We start from the raw sequence: 16,586 nt of genomic DNA, 5'->3' as shown, positions 1-16,586 counted from the left end.
AGTATCGGTGGGCGGGCAGGCCTAATCGAAAGCCCTAATATTGGCGAGCTACCGATTGGTGCAATTTCTTAGCAGCGAAAATCACGTAAGAAAAATCAACTCATCTAGAACGCTAATTGACGACTCTTCAATCGCTTTGAGCCCGAGTGCTTCCAAGGGAGAAATTGTTCTATTTTGGTCACCACCGTCGAACTTCTCCCATAGTTGGTCTAGAACCTTCTCCGTATCCGAATCAGCACCAGGTTCTATCGTCAGCCCAATAGCAGTTGCAAGAACATCTGTTTGCGACTCGTCGCAAGGACTCTCGACGCAAAACTCACTTCCAGCCCGATAGCTTCCTATTGTTTTGGAAACCTCCGATTGAATCTCAGGAAGGTCGAAAACGGATCCAAGATATTTATACTTCTGAAGATCAAAAATCATTTTCGAATCCTGAAATTTTAGTGATTCAACTTTTGATTCAAGTTCTACTGGGATGCCTAGGCTACAAGTATCGAATGCTGCGGTAATCTGAGTGAGCTGCCTGACATCAAGACTTTCCGATTTTTCAATAAGTTCCGATAGTGCCCACTCTATGTTTCGCATATCAGTTTCGTCTAGCACATCCTCGTGTTGATCAATGCTGCAAGCTTGGAAAATCCCGAGCAGATCCTTTTCAGGTCGATCCATATATTCACGAACAATTTTGCGGGAGCTGTTTGGGACAGCATTACATTGGGCAGTGAGCGTGCTCGATTCGTAGGATGAGGCTAGATCCGCTCCGAAGTCTGGACTAATCCAGCCTGTGGCCGTCACCTTTGAAATCACTGCTTCTTCTATGCCTTGATCTTGGATGAGACCTATTTCCCTAGCATAATAAGTTGCCTGCGGGTCAAACCCGTCTCCCGAGATGGAGTAGAGGCCGTTACTGGTACGAAGTGCCTCGAAACGTGATGGATCAACGCGCTCGATTGTGTAATCAATCGATTTTGCCACGAGTCCTAACCGATAATATGCCGATAGCAAAGAGGGATCGTTCGCAATCGACGATAGTCTTTTCTGCCATGAAGCAAGGAGGTCCTTTGTTGCATCTGCTTTTACGAGGTCTAGTTCCGCGGCTGCAGAGAGGACAGGAATGCCGATTTCATCTATTTCCCCAGATTGCATATTCGAGTTTAACGTTGAAACTTGTTGCTGAATATACATCTGAAACTCTCTCGGAGGTTCCGAATCAAGCAGTGCATAAATATCAGCAGCCAGCATCGCAGCGCGGATATCCGGCTCATCGCCAGATTCAGCGGAAACGCTGCCTTCTTCTGAGATCAGCTGTCCTAATTCCTCCTGAATTTGCTGAGAAGTCTGACTAGATAATGTTCCTGTGGAGTGCAGGAGCATGGATGACAAATGCACTTGATCTATCCTGCTTTGCGATAACGCGTCAAGCGGCGCATCTTCCGGATTGATCAAGACTCCAGTCGCCAGAGTAGAAACCCTTGAGGTGTCCAGCGCTGGAGGTTGGGAATCTAGTAGCTTCATACGCCAAGCTGTTTGATATAGCGACGGTTGTAATAGATTCCCGTGGCCAAAGTAGCCTTTGCCCGGCGATGACTCCAACGCCAAAGTCCTAGGTAAGAATTCAGCGCACACTTCTGTTTCAACCTCGTTGGGTCGACTCGGTGTCATTGTGCATGCGTTCAATAGCAAAGATAGTAGCGGCATGACTAAACATACCGCCACTATCCGCGTCTTTTTTTTAGACAAACCCGCGCCTACATCTGTCCGACATTGTTATCATAGGCGGCGCTGCCGAAGTGTACGGCTCCATTGAGTCCTTGCTGGACTCGGTATACTCCCATACCGCCAAATTTCCAGTTCCGCAGGGTGTGCGAAATACTCTTCTTCTTAGAAGCTGATGACGACCAGGTCATGTTTTTTGTGGTCAGCGAGCCGCCCACGTTGACGCCTGAGTTCGAAGCGCTTGCGGTCAGTCCAACTCCGGAGACAACGATTTTATCAGTTAGAGAGATCTTGCTGGGCACCTTGGTTCCCTTCCAGATGTTTTGAGATTCACCTGAAATGGTTGCCTGAGAAGGCATGAATGCTCGATTCAGCACCACTCCGCTTGAGAATGAGATTCTGAAGGAACCTTTGTGTTTATTTACTTTTTCTGTCGCCGCCCCGGACAAGACCCCACCACGGGACGTGCTGCTAGCAGCTGGCATCGCAACATTCAGATTGTTGCTGGTTGGAAAAGTAACTGAGTAGTTCTGTTCGTTTTCAGGGTTTACGAGTGAATCGTCTGCAGTTGCACCGGCAATTGGTGCAATTGCAAGGGAGAGCCCTGCGAGAGTGGCCGTGATTAATCGATACTTCTTTGACATTGCTTACTTCCTCTAGGTTATAAAGTGACAAGGTGAGGAGCCGATGACTGCCAATCTAATCACCTCAGTGGATAATCTAGTAAACAGCGGGCAATAAATCAAGCGGCTAAAACATTCGGATTGCGATTTCCTTGCTGGCCCTTCCGGATTTAGAGTGTAACCACCTCAAACCAACACCCCGAATCCCGGGCGTGTCGCAAAACACAAAAAAGTCGAGACCTTCGCGAAGAATGGAAGTTACCACACAACCCTCTTCGAAAGACCTCGACCGTGCTTAATCCTACTTTCACCGCACCAGACCTCATAACCTTCACCGGCCTTGACCAGCTGGGCCTTACCGCGACCGGCCAACACGTGAGCGAAGAGAAAGCTGAGATCGTCTGCCAGGTCACCACCCCGAACCCGTGGTGCCGCACATGCGGTTGCAGCCGGTGCCCCGCGATACCGTCACCCGCCGGCTCACGGCATTGAGCGTGATCGTGAAACTCGCACGATCAGGATCCAACCAAGGATCCTGATTCGTCGCTTCACTCGCCGTGCGCAACAATTGCTCAGCAAGCAACAACCCATAAATCTCTTGCCCCACCATCGCGGGAGTCTTCGACCGTAGCACCGCGCCCTGAAGCAACGATGCTTTCACTTCACGAAAACATGTCTCAACTTCCCACCGTTGGTGATAAACCCCAGCCAGCTCAGTCACGGTTCCATCCCTGACCTCATGCAGGGTCGTCACCGAAGAATACTTCTCAATACGGCACGCTTCACCAGGAGTTTCAACACTAATCGTTGCGTGAAGAACTCTCACTTCGAGCCCGCCAATCCTGGACAGATACGACCCGTCAGACAGCTTCTTCAACACCGGTAGGCGCCGGTTGTTTCTGATTCTGACGAGAAAATCAGCGCCTGTCTCAGCGATCTCAGTGAGCATGCGCGCACCGTCAAAGTTCCGATCAGACATGAGGAGCATCCCTGGATGCAAGGAGAGTAAGAGGCGGCGGAAGTAGTCGTTTTCCCCGGTGCCGAAGGCTCCGAACGTCGCGTCGATAATATTTCTTGTGTCGCAGGCGATGACTGCCACCAGGCGTGCTTGGGCATATCCAGAGATCTGACGGCCCGGATATTTCTGGTAGCGGGTGAGGTTGGATTCGGTGTCTGCGACGGTCACGAAGGTTCCGTCAACAGCGCAGTGGCGTAAACCCCGGTAAAAGGAGGCGTGTTTGTTCGTGGTGACTGCTGGGCCGCGGAGCATTTCAAAGAGCCATTGTAAGGGCGCTGTGCCGAGTCGTCGGCGTGCCAAGCTCAACGCTGTGGCGGTGACTGGTTGAAGAACGTTGCCGCCAAGTCGAAATTTGGTGAAGACCTGTTCGTATCCTAACGAGGTGAACAGTGACAGGGCGATGACGAAGTACACCACGACTCGTGCCGGTAGGCGCCGTCGTCTTTTCTCGGTGGCACCGGTGCTGGCCAGTGCTTGATCGATGAGATCTGCTGGTAGCTGCTCGGTCAGGTCGCCAAGGTGCCCTGCGGCCCACATGTTTGAGGTCTTGGATTCGGTGGAATGGGTTGAAGGGCGAGAGAATGGCATTGAAGAAGGAACTCCTGTTTCTGTGGTAAGCGTCGAATACTTACATGCTTAACAGGTGTTCCTTCTTTTCGTATAGTCAGGTCAGGTGGTCATCTCGCATTTTAAGACGGGACCGCTCAGGGCTGGTTTAATGCGTGCTTTCCTTAACTTAACGGCATTGCAACTAGCGGGCAAATAGGCTAAGAGCTGGCTGATTGCGATCGGCTTGTCGACTATTTCAGGTAAGATTGGCCATATGAATGAGCAATTGCCATCGGATCAAACGTCAGCCGCCTATCGCTCCCTCTTTCTAATAAGCGCTTCAGTGCTGCTCTTCGCATTTGGCTCGATCTTCGCGTTCGGCGACGGGACAGCAACCCCTGGGAGTATCCTGATTCTTTCTGCGTGTGTCCTCTACGCAAGTTGCGAGCTGAAATACTCCATCGACAAGAGTGCTTCCAGGAAGTAGCATTGGCTCACGCTCGAATTACAATTTCACCTATTGTCGCTTGAAGGCGTTAATGTTGCTCCGAGCAGGAGTCAAATCGGTGAGTGGCTCCCCATGCGCTTGAGTTACCTTCAACGTAATTGTTTGACCGACGCGCCGCCAGAATTTTAGCTTCACCGCCGTACCGGCGTTCCAATAAAGTCCGTCGTCTGATTGCGTCATGCACCCATCGCGCGCGTCCGCATGCTACTCATCATATTCGATTACGAGCTCATTATGAACTGATAGCCACCGGCACGTAGAATGGGAATCATCCTCAATCGCACCAGCAATGCGGACCGTCATTTCGGCTAAGTGCAGCTACCGAGCCCTGAACTAGATATTTGATTGTGCTGTAACCCTCAGCAAGTGTCAGTGAGCCAACCTGATGCACAATGACGGTAAACGCCTAGGACGCGTCTCTTTATTGGCTCAAAGCCGCGCTCCACACCATCACAGCATGCATGACCACTGCGGCTCGGTAAGTGATGGCGAACTTATCGGATAGGGTGGTCAATGAGCGCCACTGCTTCAACGAGTTTAAGCTGTACTCCACGACATGACGGCGTGTCGACGTCTTGTCATAGGACACCGGCCGCCCGCCCGCGGAACCCTTGCGCGTGCGGTTCGCGTTCTGATCTTCCTTTTCCGGAATGACGCTTTGGATCCCGCGATCGCGCAAGTATTTCCGGGTGGCCCGGGACGAATAAGCCTTATCGGCCACGGCCCGCACCGGACGGGTTCAGGCCGATCCAGGCCCGAGCTTCTCCACGCGAACCGAGTCCATGAGATTTTCGAACATCGAGGCTTCCCCGCCTTGGCCTGGTCCCAACAGCAAAACCAGGGGACAGCTATTGCCGTCGACGAGCGCATGAATTTTCGCACTCAGTCCACCGCGCGATCGGCCGATGGCATGATCAGCGGGTTCGATCGCCTGATTCTTGTGATTAGACAGATCCCCCTGTGTGGCGGGTGGCGTTGGTGCCGTGCTGGTGGGCACGATGGATCGTGGAGTCCACCGAGTACCTCCCAGTTGATCAGATCTCGTGAATCATCATGGGATAGCAGGACGCCGAGTGCGGTATCCCAACTGTCGTCGCTACTGAAGCGGCGGTGGCGTTTCCAGACCGATTGCCTTGGCTCGAACTGTTCTGGCAGGTCAAGCCATGGAATTCCAGCTCGGTAGCGGTAGACGGTCCCTTCAACTGTTCTTCGATGTTCGTTGAAGGGGCGTCCGCGTTTTCCAGTGGAATCGGGCATGAATGGGGCTAGTTATTCCCATGTCGGCGTCTGCCGAGAAGTGGTGGCGAGAACTCACCTTTTACTAAGTTGGCAAATCAGCGCGGAGGAATTAGAAGACACGCCCTAAGCGGCCTGGCGCACCAACACAGGAGCCGCCCCCTGTACGGACCTGAAATATTGCTGTGCAGATCGCGGCACAAAAGTGACGACTGCCATACTTCAAGCCAAGCGGGCACCGTGACCTAAGTTGGACCACGGAGGCAAGAACCCTGTGAAAAATTCTGATCAGAAAGACCCATGAGCCGCCAGTACCAACCTTGTGTGTAACCGGTGTGCGATCCGCCTCCGTCATGTCAGCGGTAACAAGTCACCGACGGTAAGAACCTGAACATGCTGCCCGATCGCTGACTCCCGAACTGCCTCGACGGCTCGGTCCATGTCATCGGTAAACAGAACTACGGCGATTGACTCCCGTGCACGAGAGACGCAGACGTAGAAGAGCCTGCGTGTCCTCTCGATTGCAGAGTCGACACCCTTCGATTGGTTTTCAAGATCAGTAGTCGACAGCTCTTTCAGGCCGAGAAACTTGTCATACGAGTACAGGGGGTATCGCCCTTCCTTGTCGTCGAGGACCACAATCACGCGCTCAAATTCTGCGCCTTTCGTACCGTGCTGTGTGGAGTACGGTGACTCGTGCTTGACATAAGCCAAGTAACCCTCAAACTCGGACAAAACGCACTCGGACATAGCATTCAACACGTCGACCACCGGTTCATCGAGCACGACGCTGTGCTCGCCTCCCGGGCGGAGGTACGCAGCCATTCGAGGATCAAGTTCGAGGAGACCATCGTTGAATGCGGTGCGGAGCAGGTCGCCCAGCTTTGCGGTGAAAGGATCTAAGGCGAGCTGGCGCAACTTTCCAACGGCCGCCTTGCCCGATGCCAGGACGGCCTTTAATTGATGGGACGCCTGGCCGGTACGCAGAAGGGGGCTGTTCTCTCTCAGCACCGCCAGAACTGCCGGCGAACTTGCATCTTTCGCTAAGCAGAGCGGCAGGATCACATCTCTGAACGGAGTCAGGGGCCACGCGTTGCCTTCCTCGAAGGCCTTATCCAGACCGCCGGCCTTTTGGTCTTTGAACGCTGCGTAGAGATTCTCGAAGCCAAGTCGCTTAGCCGCCATACGGTGCGTGATCATCAAGATCTTAGAGCCGTCCTCGCGCGCGGGGCGGGTCCAGTTCCCAGAGGTGCTATGCTCGTCGAGCCACGACCGAACAAGCTCCAGCCGATCACTCCGTTGGTCGTCTGACGGAAGAACGAAACAGAACGCCTCACCGTCTGCCTGCACCGATAAGCCACTGATCTGTTGGAGCGCGTCCCCTTCTGAACGAACGGCGTTCACACAAGCCAGCACCCGCTTTGACGAGCGGAAGTTCTGTGGCTTGTCGACATTCACCCACCCGGGCTCCGGTGGCACCGAAACGACACCTTGCTGATAAATCTGCTGCATCGGGTCACCGAAGAAGCCGAGGCACACCGTCCCACCCGCGAGCGACCAAACATGCTTCAGCGCCTCGACGATCTCAGGGAAGGTGTCCTGACTCTCGTCCACAAAGATGAACGGAAACTGCCGGCCTACAAGCTGGGCCAGGAGCCTTCGTTCGAGGATCATCTCAGGCACCATCTTGATCACGTCCGCATGGCCGATGATGCCGTGGGCGTAGTCGGCACCGATACCGTACGTCCACCGCTTGACGTCCTTCACAGCATCCTGCTGATATCGACGTTTCTCTAGATCCGCTGCGTCGTTGTTCTTGGTCGTCTGATGCGTGCGGGACTTATAGTTCGCTTGCTTCTCACGAAGCCCCGCTATCTGCTCGTCAATGCGAGCCGCAACCCAGACGCTGATATCTTTCTGGAATGGCTTCACCAGCTCCCACAAGAAACTATGGATCGTTGATACAGAGGCGAGAGGATCGTAGCCGATCTCCTCATGGATCTCCCTCGCGGCAATCTCGGTGTAGGTGATGCAGGCGACGCGCTGTGTCTTTGCGAGCAACGACGGCCCGCGGGTTCTCGTTACATGCGCCAGCGCCTTCACTAGCGACGTGGTCTTGCCTGATCCTGCGCCGGCCACGACGGTGAACCCGGTCAGTTGATTTCGGTCCAGGATCGCTTGAATCTGACGATCGGCTTCAGTGTCGGGCGCGTCAACTCGTGTCGTCATTCTGCCTCGGACTCCCCGGTTGCCTGGTTGACAAGTTCCTCCGGCACGACAAGCTGCAGTTGCTCACGCAGCCACTCAAGGCCTTCGGTAATGTACGCGGGAGGTTTCCAGGACTGCTCTGCCGCCGCAATCACGCCAAGAGCGAAGGCAGTCTTGTCGAAGTGCGAGCCCTTAACGCGTTTGAAGAGCCTCTCATGCAGCTCCGTGATCGACAGATCTGACGCCTTAGGGATGCGCAGTCCGAGATCTTTGCCCTCCACGCTCTGCGTCCAATCGAGATTCTGAAGTGCGAACGACTCTTCCAACGTCCGACCTGCTCGAATCGCTTGGGCCTTCTGCCAGGAGACCGTCTCACTGGTTTGATAGGCAACTCGAACCAAGCCAGGGCTACCGTCAGGACTAACGGGCGCCTTCTGGTCAGCGCTGGCCGCTAGCAGTTCACCGATCTCCTCGATTTTCGGGAGCCATTGCTTCAGCGTCTCATTGGAGGTGATCGCTCCAGGGGTATCTACCGCGCAGGCAGAGGCGCGCTTGTCATCTTCATCGTCTGTTCCCGTGGTGTCGGGAACAGCCACACTGTCGAGGTCCGTGATGACGAGCGTCGGAAGGCTCAGGAAGTCCAAGAGCTTGGCGAACTTGTACGCGAAGGCGCCGCCGACTTCAAGGATTGTCAGGTGACTTGAGCGGAGCTCGGGCACGAACCGCTCAATGACGAGTGGTAGCAGCAAGCGCTCGACGTTCCCTTCAACGAGAACGGCGGCATCCGCAAAGAAGAGATCACAATGGGTCAGCTTGATGTATTGCTGCAAGAACTCCCGTGTCGTCGCCTCCTCGTCGTCGTAAAACACCGACAGATTCTTGACGTCACTGCAGTGGAGTCCGTTCGGCGCGACCGATCGGCAGAAGTACCGGATTGGTTTGAAGTTGCTCTCATAGATGATGTGCGGCGAGTGTGTCGTGACCACCAGTTGGGTCTGAAAGTCCAGCTCGGGTGCGGGCAAGATCTCAAGAATCTTCCGGATGAACACTTGCTGTAGTTGAGCGTGCAGGTGGGCTTCTGGCTCCTCGATCATGACGAGGTGGATCGGCGGCCGGTCGCTCTCGGCGTCCGCCCAAGCCTGATGGAAATCAAGCACTTCTACGACCATGTAGATGAGATTCTTGAAGCCAAGGCCATTGTACTGATCGGGAAGCATCTGATCGATGGTCACGCCCGCACTCGATGGTGCCGGGAGCGAGTAGTGGACTTTAGCGCTGGCGCTGAGAATGCCATGGGCGTTGAACGATGCTTTGACTACCAAACCAGGATTGGCGACGCCGGGATAGCCCACTTCCCTCAGCCGCGCGAGAGTCGGTCCGAAGACGTCGGCGAAGTGCTTGTTAAGCCGTTCCTCCGACTCCGCGATAGCTCCGAGAGCTTCTAAGTCGTTATCCAACTTCTGAAGACCCCGCTCATAGAAGCGACTCAGACGCTTCGAGAGGTCCTCGCTCCTGCCCTGTGAGTTAGCATCGGCCAGATGACGCTGCGCATTCAGGAAGTCGACGCGGATAATCGAGTCAACGATGCTCGACGCGCCCGTTGTGTGAGTGCCAAGGAAGAACGGCTCATACCCGTCGTTCGGAACAAACTGGTCGTCGCACTCATTAGCGTCGAGTGCATAATACTTGATCTCGTACTCCTGCTGAAGCCGCTTCGTCAAGTACTCCACCATAGTTTGTGGCCACGGCTTGTAGGACGTCTCGACGCCACCAGTAGTCGCCTCGGCGTTATCACGAGCTTCCTTATAGTTCGCGACCAATTTGGCGCCGTCCCGTGGCGCGTACACCATGCGGACGCCTACGGGTTCACCTTCCCAGTCCAGGCTCGGTAGGAGATCGAGCACTCGGTGGAGGTTATCCTCGTCGACCTCGAACCACAGATCGAACGTGATTCGAGGAAGTTCGACGTCTGGATCCCCGTCGTCGATGTCGAAGGAATCGAAGACTTCCCAACAGTCGGCAGTGAAGTCGTAAATCTGAAACGGCGCACGAGGATTCTGCGACAGAAACATCTGGAACAGTTGCGTGGCCGAAGTCTTACCGCTGTTGTTTGCGCCGACAAATATGGTGCGCTCCTGCTCGAGGTCAACTCGAGCACTCTTAAGCCGCCTGAAGTTCTCAACACGAAAACACTTAATTTGCACTACAAACTCCCCGCGCTGGACTAAGGATAATCATAGCTCTACTCCGTGCATGGTCACACAAATGAGAGAGATGCCAATTTATGCGACCGTTCTGAGAAGACGCCTGTGGAACAAGGTCCTGCATCTGAGACAAGTCGCCGACGATTCGTGGAACAGACCAAGGTCTTCCGCGCCTGGTGCCTCATACACGAGCACTGACTTACCTCTCGCGCAAAGTCGGCCTGACCGTTTTCTGTTTGAGCAGCGTGCTCCGAGGCCTGGGGCGAGCATCGAGGGCTCCTCTCGGGGCGAGGCGAATTTGTTGCCGCTTCCCGCTATGACCACCCTCACTTGGACGGCAGCTCCCCTTGGGTGCGCGACTAGTCGGCCAATTGGTTGAAAACTTCCTCATAGATTGAGTCATCAATCAAACCAAACATGACAGCGTTCTCCACGTCCGTAAACGTACCCGTGGCGTCACCCTGAACTTCGCCAAACTCATTGAACTTCGGCGTATCGCTGTACGGCCACGCTACCAGCCCGCGCACAACTTCATCACGGTCAATCAGTCCCGCCGCATAGCGCTGGCAAACTTCATGCGGCGATGCAGCTTTGAAGTTCGCAACAGTCTCAGGAACCTTCGCGGCCCGCTGCAATGCCGTTGCAACTGCAGGCTGCGATATACGCAGAATTTCTGCCATCCGAGTTTGCGTCATCTGTTTGGCTGCCGTCCTAAGCATCGCTTGTAGTCCAACAGGGCTACCTCTGAAAGCTCCCTGGCGCGAAGCAGCTCGGCTGCCATCTCGCTATCGCGTGGTGATTCAATAACGTGGCCCACGACTACCTCCTGAGGCTTGAAAATAGAATCCCTACACTCCAATTTATAATATGTGTTATAAGGCTATTGCTGGGGCTCGTGCAATCAGAGGTACAGCAGATTCTTTCCTTGGGTAACGTTCTCACGGGAGCGCCAGTCTTCCGGGGAACGAAAGCCTCGAATATCAATTGATCATTGCCAAGGTCCACGCTCTAAGCTGAGCACATGACCCAACTGCGTGTGAGCCATCCTTCCGAACTGTTTTTTGGCATGCTTGGTCGAGGCGCTGTGGCCGGTGCAGTGATGACCGTTTTGTATACCGTGTTCATGATCTTCATGAGCCAGTTGCGCACACGTGAACAACTAGAATCCGTCGCCGCATTGAGTCCCCTTGCTGACGCGCTGTTCACCATCATTGCTGGCCTCCCGATTGGTATCGTCTTCGGGTTGCTGACGGCAGCGGTCGCCTATGCGGTATTGCGCCTATGGCATCGACGCTGGTCCCTGCCCCCAACACGTTTTCCCATCGTGGCTGCCGTGAGCTCCGCGGTGCTGTGCCTTGTGCCCAATCTCTGGATGTCATTAGCCATCGGAGACACCCTTGCCAGCTTCATCGTCGCCGCCTTGGTACTGAACGCCGCGACATGGGTGATCGCAACCGTGGCCACCACGCACGCCATCCGCATCACCGAGCGCCGCCTGAACGCCGGACGGCCATAACCCGGCGGCGGGACAACGCTCGGCTTAGGCCCGGCCGGCGCCTTCGTCAGCAATCACGGTGAAAATGTTCGGACGCAAATACCCTGCCTGCTCAAAGCCCTCGTAGACCGCCTGGCTGACCGCGGGGATCTGCTCCCTGCCGATCAGCGCGATGGCGCTACCGCCAAAACCGCCACCGGTCATCCGCGCGCCGATTGCCCCGGCGGACTGTGCCGCTTCTACCGCGGCATCCAGTTCAATACTTGAGATTTCATAGTCATCACGCATGGATTCATGAGACAAATTCAGCAGGGCCCCCACCGCGTGCAGATCACCGGCACGCAGTGCTTTGACGGTATCCAAGACCCTCCGGTTTTCCGTGACGATGTGCCGGGCGCGGCGCAGTGTCACCGGGTCGCTCAGTGCCTCAAGTTCGCTCACCGAGCTGATCTCGCGCAAGGCCTCCACGCCCAGTGCGGCGGCCGCGGCCTCGCAGCTGGCTCGACGAGCCCCGTACCCGCCGTCAACGTGCGAGTGCTCCACCCGGGTGTCGATCACCAACACCACCGCGTCGTGCGCGGCCAATGGCAGCGGTACCGCACTGGATTCCATGCTGCGGCAGTCCAAAAACAGTGCATGTTCGGCGTGGGACATCAGCGAGGCGCTTTGATCCATGATGCCGGTGGGCGCACCCACAAACTCGTTCTCCGCCCGCTGGGTCAGCCGGGCCATATCGGTGGCCGAAAGCCCCAGCTCGAATAGTTCGTTCAGGGCCACAATGGTGCCGACCTCCAGCGCATGCGAGGAGGACAGGCCCGAGCCCACCGGCACGTCGGAGTCGACCAGGAGCTCGAAACCCGAGAGATCGACTCCGTCCTGCTGCCCCAAAACCCAGGCCACGGAGGCTGGGTAGGCGGCCCAGCCGGAGACCGATCCCGGCTCCAGGTCCGCTAGCGGCACACTGGTGATGGGCGGCTGAGCACCGGCTTCAAAGGTGGAGGCGAAATCCAGTCGTGCGGCATCCGGCTCGTTGGCTGACTTGCGGCGCACGGCGACCAGCGCATTTTTGTCGATGGCGAACGGCAGCACAAAACCCAGGTTGTAGTCGGTATGCTCACCGATCAGGTTGACCCGACCCGGGGCACGCCATACCCCGTCGGGCTGCCGGCCATAGGTGCGGGCAAATCCCTGGCGCAAGGCGTCAATGCGGGTGGTGGTTTCGGCGGATTGGCTGGCGCTCACAGGTTGACCTCACGCAGTCGGGCCGCGGTCTGCTCCGCGGGAACATCATTGATAAAGGCGCCCATCGCGGCCTCCGAGCCGGCAAGGAACTTCAGTTTGTCCGCGGCCCGGCGTGGGCTGGTCAGCTGCAGGTGCAGCCGACCGGCTTCCCGCGCCGGGGTCAGCGGGGCTTGATGCCAGGCGGCGATGTACGGGGTGGGAGTGTCGTATAACGCATCAAACCTGCGGGTCAGGTCCCGGTACATCAGGGCCAATTCGTCCTTCTCCGCGTCGCTCAGTGCGGCGAAATCCGGCACGTGCCGATGCGGCACCAGGTGAGCTTCCAACGGCCAACGCGCCGCGTACGGAACAAACACGGAGAAGTGCTCGCCTTCGACAACCATCCGCGAACCGTCCATGCGCTCTGCCGCCAGCAGGTCGCCCATCAGGGTGCGGCCGGTTTCCGCCAGATAGGCCACCGACCGTTCGGAGATTTTCTGCGCGGTCGGGGTGAGGTAGGAATAGGCGTAGATCTGTCCATGCGGGTGATGCAGGGTCACACCGATGTCCTGCCCACGATTCTCAAACGGAAACACCTGCTGGATTCCGGGCAGCGCGGAGAGCGCTGAGGTGCGTTGGGCCCACGCCTCGATCACGGTTCGAGCCCGGGTGTCATCCAGCTGGCTGAAAGATCCGTGGTGTTCGGAGGTGAACACCACGACCTCGCAACGGCCAAAGGCGCTAGCTGGCACCTGTTGCGCAGACAGCGGACCCGGCTCGGGCAGCGCCGCGGCGACCGGGCCCAGCGAAGGGAAACGGTTTTCGAAAACAACCACATCAAATGCGTCGGCAGGGATCTCGCTCAGGCGCTCTCCGGTGCTGGGGCACAAGGGGCACTCTTCCTGCGGAGGAAGGTAGGTGCGGGCCTGACGGTGGGCTGCCACTGCAACCCAATCACCGGTCAACCGGTCGTAGCGCAGTTCCCCCGGTTGCCCGCGCGGGTCCAACGGGCGGCGGTCAATCACCGAGTCCGGCAGCTGATGGCCCTCATCGGCGAAGAAGATTGCTTCGCGCCCGTCGGCCAGGTGATGGGTGTGGTGCGTTGCGGCTGACACCGGGGCTGTACCCTGAGGCGATGTGTTCATTCTGAAATCACCTGTTCCAATCTAAGGTCTTTGATGTGTTCGGCAAGGGTGCTCACTGCTTCTTCTGGCAGCCCGGCATCGCTGATGAGGATATCCACGGCGTCTAGCGGTGCGATGCTATACAGTCCGCGCAGGTTCCATTTGGTGGAGTCGGCCAGCACCACCGCGCTGTCGCTGCGTTCAAGCAGCAACTGGTTTACTTCCACCTCCAACATGTTCGGAGTGGTTAACCCGTCGGTGCCGCTGAACCCGTGGATACCCAGAAAGCTGCGATCCACGTACAGGGTTTTCAATGCGGCGGTGGCCAGCGGTCCTACCAGCGCGTCCGATACGGTGCGTAATCCACCGGTGAGCAGTACGGTCTGACCGCTGGCCGGAGCATCGTGCAGCAGGTCAGCGATGCGTGGTGAATTGGTCACCACGGTCAGCTCCGGGATGGTGCGCAGTTCGCGGGCCAGGGCGTAGGTAGTGGTGCCCGAGGATAACGCCACGGACATCCCCGGTTCAACCAACCGCGCCGCAGCCTGCGCAATCGCCGCCTTTTCACCCAGTTGCAATGCGGATTTGCGTGCGAACCCGGGTTCTTCTGCGGAGGCGCCTTCCTGGAGCAGGGCACCTCCATGCACCTTGTGCAGTTCCCCGGCCTTCACCAACAGATTCAGATCCCGGCGTACCGTCATGTCCGAGACGCCGAGCTCCGCCGCCAGTTCGGCCACCTTGACCGCGCCGGTCGCCCGCACACGCTCCAAGATGCGTTGGCGCCGTTGTCCGGGCAGGTTCTCATTCATGGGCTTGGGTCCTTGACGGATGACGGGGACAGGTGATCGCTACTATTCAAACACAAAATGTTTAGTTCAACATCCTTTGTGTTCGATTGTGTTCATTTAGTGGTTGTTCACTCGCTGTCAGCGGCTCCCACCGCACCGATGGTCCATGCCGCTTCATGGCTTGCCCCCGGAACCAAACGAACAACATCCGCGCCGGAATTAAATGCATCCGGCGGGCAGGTCATCGGCTCCACGGCCAGACCGGTTCGGTTCAGCTCCGGCTCGGGACGGTCGGCGGTGTGGATCTGCACCCACGGGCAGGCCTGATCCCAGGTCATCTGGGAACCCGCACCAGTCGCATCGGTAACACTCACCCGGTAGATCCCCGCGCTGCTTGCCGCAAGCCCGGTGTAGGCGTGGTCAATAAACGTGCTCCCTAGTGGGCGCGGGGTCTGGAAATCCAACTCAGGTGCCTGTTCCCTGACCCGAACGGTGCCCTGGGGAATCAAGCGCTCCCCTTCGGTGAGCTGAATGTTTTCCGCAGGAAGGTGGAGAATCCATTCATCAACACTGCCGCCGGGAGCCACCAGATAGCTGTGCGAACCCCACCCAAAGGGCACTTCCCCCGGGCCGTGATTGGTGGCGGTGGCGACGGTCCGCAGCCCCTCGCTCCCCAAGGTGAATTCAACATCCAAGCGCACCGCCGCCGGGTAGCCCTCTTGAACCGGAATCAAAGCGCTCAGTTGCACCGACGATTCGCTGTGCTCAACGAGCTGAAAATCGGTATTAACAACCAGCCCGTGCAGCGCATGGCCACGTGCCGGTTCGGTGATGGCGAGCTGGTGCTCCGCACCGTCCCAGCTGTAGCGCGCGTCAATCACCCGGTTGGGCCACGGTGCCAGCAGCGCCCCCGCATAAACAGGGCGCACGCCGTCTGGATCAAAACTTCGCACCAACGCTCGGCCTTGATACTCAAGCGAAGCCACCGCGGCCCCGACGGTTGCCACTTGCGCGGTGTATCCGTGAGCTCGCAAGGTGAGCACCAAGCCATTGGGGGTGGAACGTGGGACGTTAGTGGACATCAAGATGTCCTTTCCTGGTTGTTGTGGCAACAGAAGCGTCTCGGCCGTGCGCGAGCTGAAAAACGATTAAAGCATCAGCCCTTGACCCGTGTTTCTCGCGCCTCGAAACCGACTGCCCATTCAGACTGATTGGGATAATGTTAGCGCTAACACAAGCTAAGTCACAATAGCGTCTCCGTCGACTCACCGCATCCAGATTCGGCATCGTGAGCAGGTGAACCCGTCCTGGCGCGACATTCAATCAGTAAATCGTTCACTTAGGGCCTGGCCGAGTTCGAAACCTAAGTTCGGGAGAGCAGGACTACTGCAGATTCCAGAAACGTTCGACCGTTTCGGATGTAGAAACCCATGCAAAGGGCTACACGCCAGCAGCTTTTGCACCCAGAGGTTTTGGCGGATGGCAGGACCGGAGTGATAGGTCGCTGCATCGCAGCTGGACCGCCGGCGACGTGCAGCGAAGTCCAGTCGATTCGCGCCGTCTAACTATCGCGAGACTCCTTGGGCTGCAGGACTAGCTCCATTCCCAAGGCGTTGGCCAACTTGACCAACGTGTCACGCGTGGGATTTCCGAGGCCGCGTTCAATCCGACTAATGTCTGCCTGCTGGGCCCGGATTGCTTGGCCAGCTGGGGCTGACTCAGGTAGGCCGATTCGCGCGCCGCGGCAATCTGTCGTCCAATAGCAACTTGTGCGCTAACTTCTGCCTTGAGCTGTGAGCTCAGGCGTTCGGATAGATTGACCGCGTCCAGACTCCACTTGTCACAGCTTTTGGCAACAACCTCTTCATAGGAACGTGCAGGCATCAGGACCTCCCT

Annotated in this window: 11 protein-coding genes and 3 pseudogenes; 2 read left to right on the top strand and 12 right to left on the bottom strand. The window is 56.9% G+C overall.

The window, feature by feature from the left end:
- Positions 1–81: 81 nt before the first annotated feature.
- Complete coding sequence (locus ACIOWL_RS13480; protein WP_400385937.1) at positions 82–1,446, bottom strand: hypothetical protein; 1,365 nt, start codon at positions 1,444–1,446, stop codon at positions 82–84.
- A gap of 302 nt (positions 1,447–1,748) precedes the next feature.
- Positions 1,749–2,360 (bottom strand): hypothetical protein, encoded by a 612-nt coding sequence (locus ACIOWL_RS13475; protein WP_400385934.1) that lies wholly within the window; start codon positions 2,358–2,360, stop codon positions 1,749–1,751.
- Between the two features lie 270 nt (positions 2,361–2,630).
- On the opposite strand from ACIOWL_RS13475, the pseudogene ACIOWL_RS13470 reads away from it, so the two are divergent.
- Positions 2,631–2,821 (top strand): annotated as a pseudogene (locus ACIOWL_RS13470) (ISL3 family transposase); the annotation flags it as partial.
- Positions 2,822–2,907: 86 nt separating this feature from the next.
- On the opposite strand, the pseudogene ACIOWL_RS13465 reads toward ACIOWL_RS13470, so the two are convergent.
- The 5 genes and pseudogenes from ACIOWL_RS13465 to ACIOWL_RS13445 all read right to left on the bottom strand — a co-directional run.
- A pseudogene (locus ACIOWL_RS13465) lies at positions 2,908–3,894 on the bottom strand (IS4 family transposase); the annotation flags it as partial.
- 941 nt (positions 3,895–4,835) lie between these two features.
- Positions 4,836–5,671, bottom strand: a pseudogene (locus ACIOWL_RS13460) (IS5 family transposase).
- Positions 5,672–6,001: 330 nt separating this feature from the next.
- The gene (locus ACIOWL_RS13455) at positions 6,002–7,879 is read right to left on the bottom strand and encodes a UvrD-helicase domain-containing protein (RefSeq protein ID WP_400385931.1); all 1,878 of its coding nucleotides are present in this window, start codon (positions 7,877–7,879) and stop codon (positions 6,002–6,004) included.
- Positions 7,876–10,062: an ATP-dependent nuclease gene (locus tag ACIOWL_RS13450; protein ID WP_400385928.1), complete on the bottom strand. Its 2,187-nt coding sequence runs from the start codon at positions 10,060–10,062 to the stop codon at positions 7,876–7,878. The genes ACIOWL_RS13455 and ACIOWL_RS13450 overlap by 4 nt, the downstream gene beginning before the upstream one ends.
- 359 nt (positions 10,063–10,421) lie before the next feature.
- The gene (locus ACIOWL_RS13445) at positions 10,422–10,742 is read right to left on the bottom strand and encodes a hypothetical protein (protein WP_400385925.1); all 321 of its coding nucleotides are present in this window, start codon (positions 10,740–10,742) and stop codon (positions 10,422–10,424) included.
- 341 nt (positions 10,743–11,083) lie between these two features.
- On the opposite strand from ACIOWL_RS13445, the gene ACIOWL_RS13440 reads away from it, so the two are divergent.
- A complete protein-coding gene (locus tag ACIOWL_RS13440; protein WP_400385922.1) occupies positions 11,084–11,578 on the top strand; it encodes a hypothetical protein in 495 nt (164 codons plus the stop codon).
- Positions 11,579–11,602: 24 nt separating this feature from the next.
- Here the strand turns inward: ACIOWL_RS13440 and galK are convergent, their stop codons facing one another.
- From galK to ACIOWL_RS13415, 5 genes are all read right to left on the bottom strand, one after another.
- The gene (gene galK / locus ACIOWL_RS13435) at positions 11,603–12,799 is read right to left on the bottom strand and encodes a galactokinase (RefSeq protein ID WP_400385919.1); all 1,197 of its coding nucleotides are present in this window, start codon (positions 12,797–12,799) and stop codon (positions 11,603–11,605) included.
- Positions 12,796–13,923, bottom strand: a complete 1,128-nt coding sequence (galT, locus tag ACIOWL_RS13430; protein WP_400385916.1) for a galactose-1-phosphate uridylyltransferase — start codon at positions 13,921–13,923, stop codon at positions 12,796–12,798. Before galT ends, galK begins: the two co-directional genes overlap by 4 nt.
- Positions 13,920–14,711: a DeoR/GlpR family DNA-binding transcription regulator gene (locus ACIOWL_RS13425; RefSeq protein ID WP_400385913.1), complete on the bottom strand. Its 792-nt coding sequence runs from the start codon at positions 14,709–14,711 to the stop codon at positions 13,920–13,922. Before ACIOWL_RS13425 ends, galT begins: the two co-directional genes overlap by 4 nt.
- A gap of 107 nt (positions 14,712–14,818) precedes the next feature.
- Entirely contained in the window at positions 14,819–15,772 is a 954-nt protein-coding gene (locus ACIOWL_RS13420; RefSeq protein ID WP_400385910.1) for an aldose 1-epimerase family protein, read from the bottom strand.
- A gap of 479 nt (positions 15,773–16,251) precedes the next feature.
- Positions 16,252–16,356 (bottom strand): hypothetical protein, encoded by a 105-nt coding sequence (locus ACIOWL_RS13415; RefSeq protein ID WP_400386509.1) that lies wholly within the window; start codon positions 16,354–16,356, stop codon positions 16,252–16,254.
- Positions 16,357–16,586: the final 230 nt, after the last annotated feature.

This window comes from Glutamicibacter sp. NPDC087344, assembly GCF_044744225.1.
Lineage (GTDB): Bacteria > Actinomycetota > Actinomycetes > Actinomycetales > Micrococcaceae > Glutamicibacter.
The sequence above is the reverse complement of the archived record's forward strand: the minus strand, read 5'-3'. Positions and strand labels throughout refer to the sequence as shown.

Coding starts and splice junctions, on each gene's coding strand:
- ACIOWL_RS13475 (WP_400385934.1), bottom strand. CDS start 2,360: ATGTCAAAGAAGTATCGATTAATCACGGCCACTCTCGCAGGGCTCTCC.
- ACIOWL_RS13455 (WP_400385931.1), bottom strand. CDS start 7,879: ATGACGACACGAGTTGACGCGCCCGACACTGAAGCCGATCGTCAGATT.
- ACIOWL_RS13445 (WP_400385925.1), bottom strand. CDS start 10,742: ATGGCAGAAATTCTGCGTATATCGCAGCCTGCAGTTGCAACGGCATTG.
- ACIOWL_RS13440 (WP_400385922.1), top strand. CDS start 11,084: ATGACCCAACTGCGTGTGAGCCATCCTTCCGAACTGTTTTTTGGCATG.
- galT (WP_400385916.1), bottom strand. CDS start 13,923: ATGAACACATCGCCTCAGGGTACAGCCCCGGTGTCAGCCGCAACGCAC.
- ACIOWL_RS13425 (WP_400385913.1), bottom strand. CDS start 14,711: ATGAATGAGAACCTGCCCGGACAACGGCGCCAACGCATCTTGGAGCGT.
- ACIOWL_RS13420 (WP_400385910.1), bottom strand. CDS start 15,772: ATGTCCACTAACGTCCCACGTTCCACCCCCAATGGCTTGGTGCTCACC.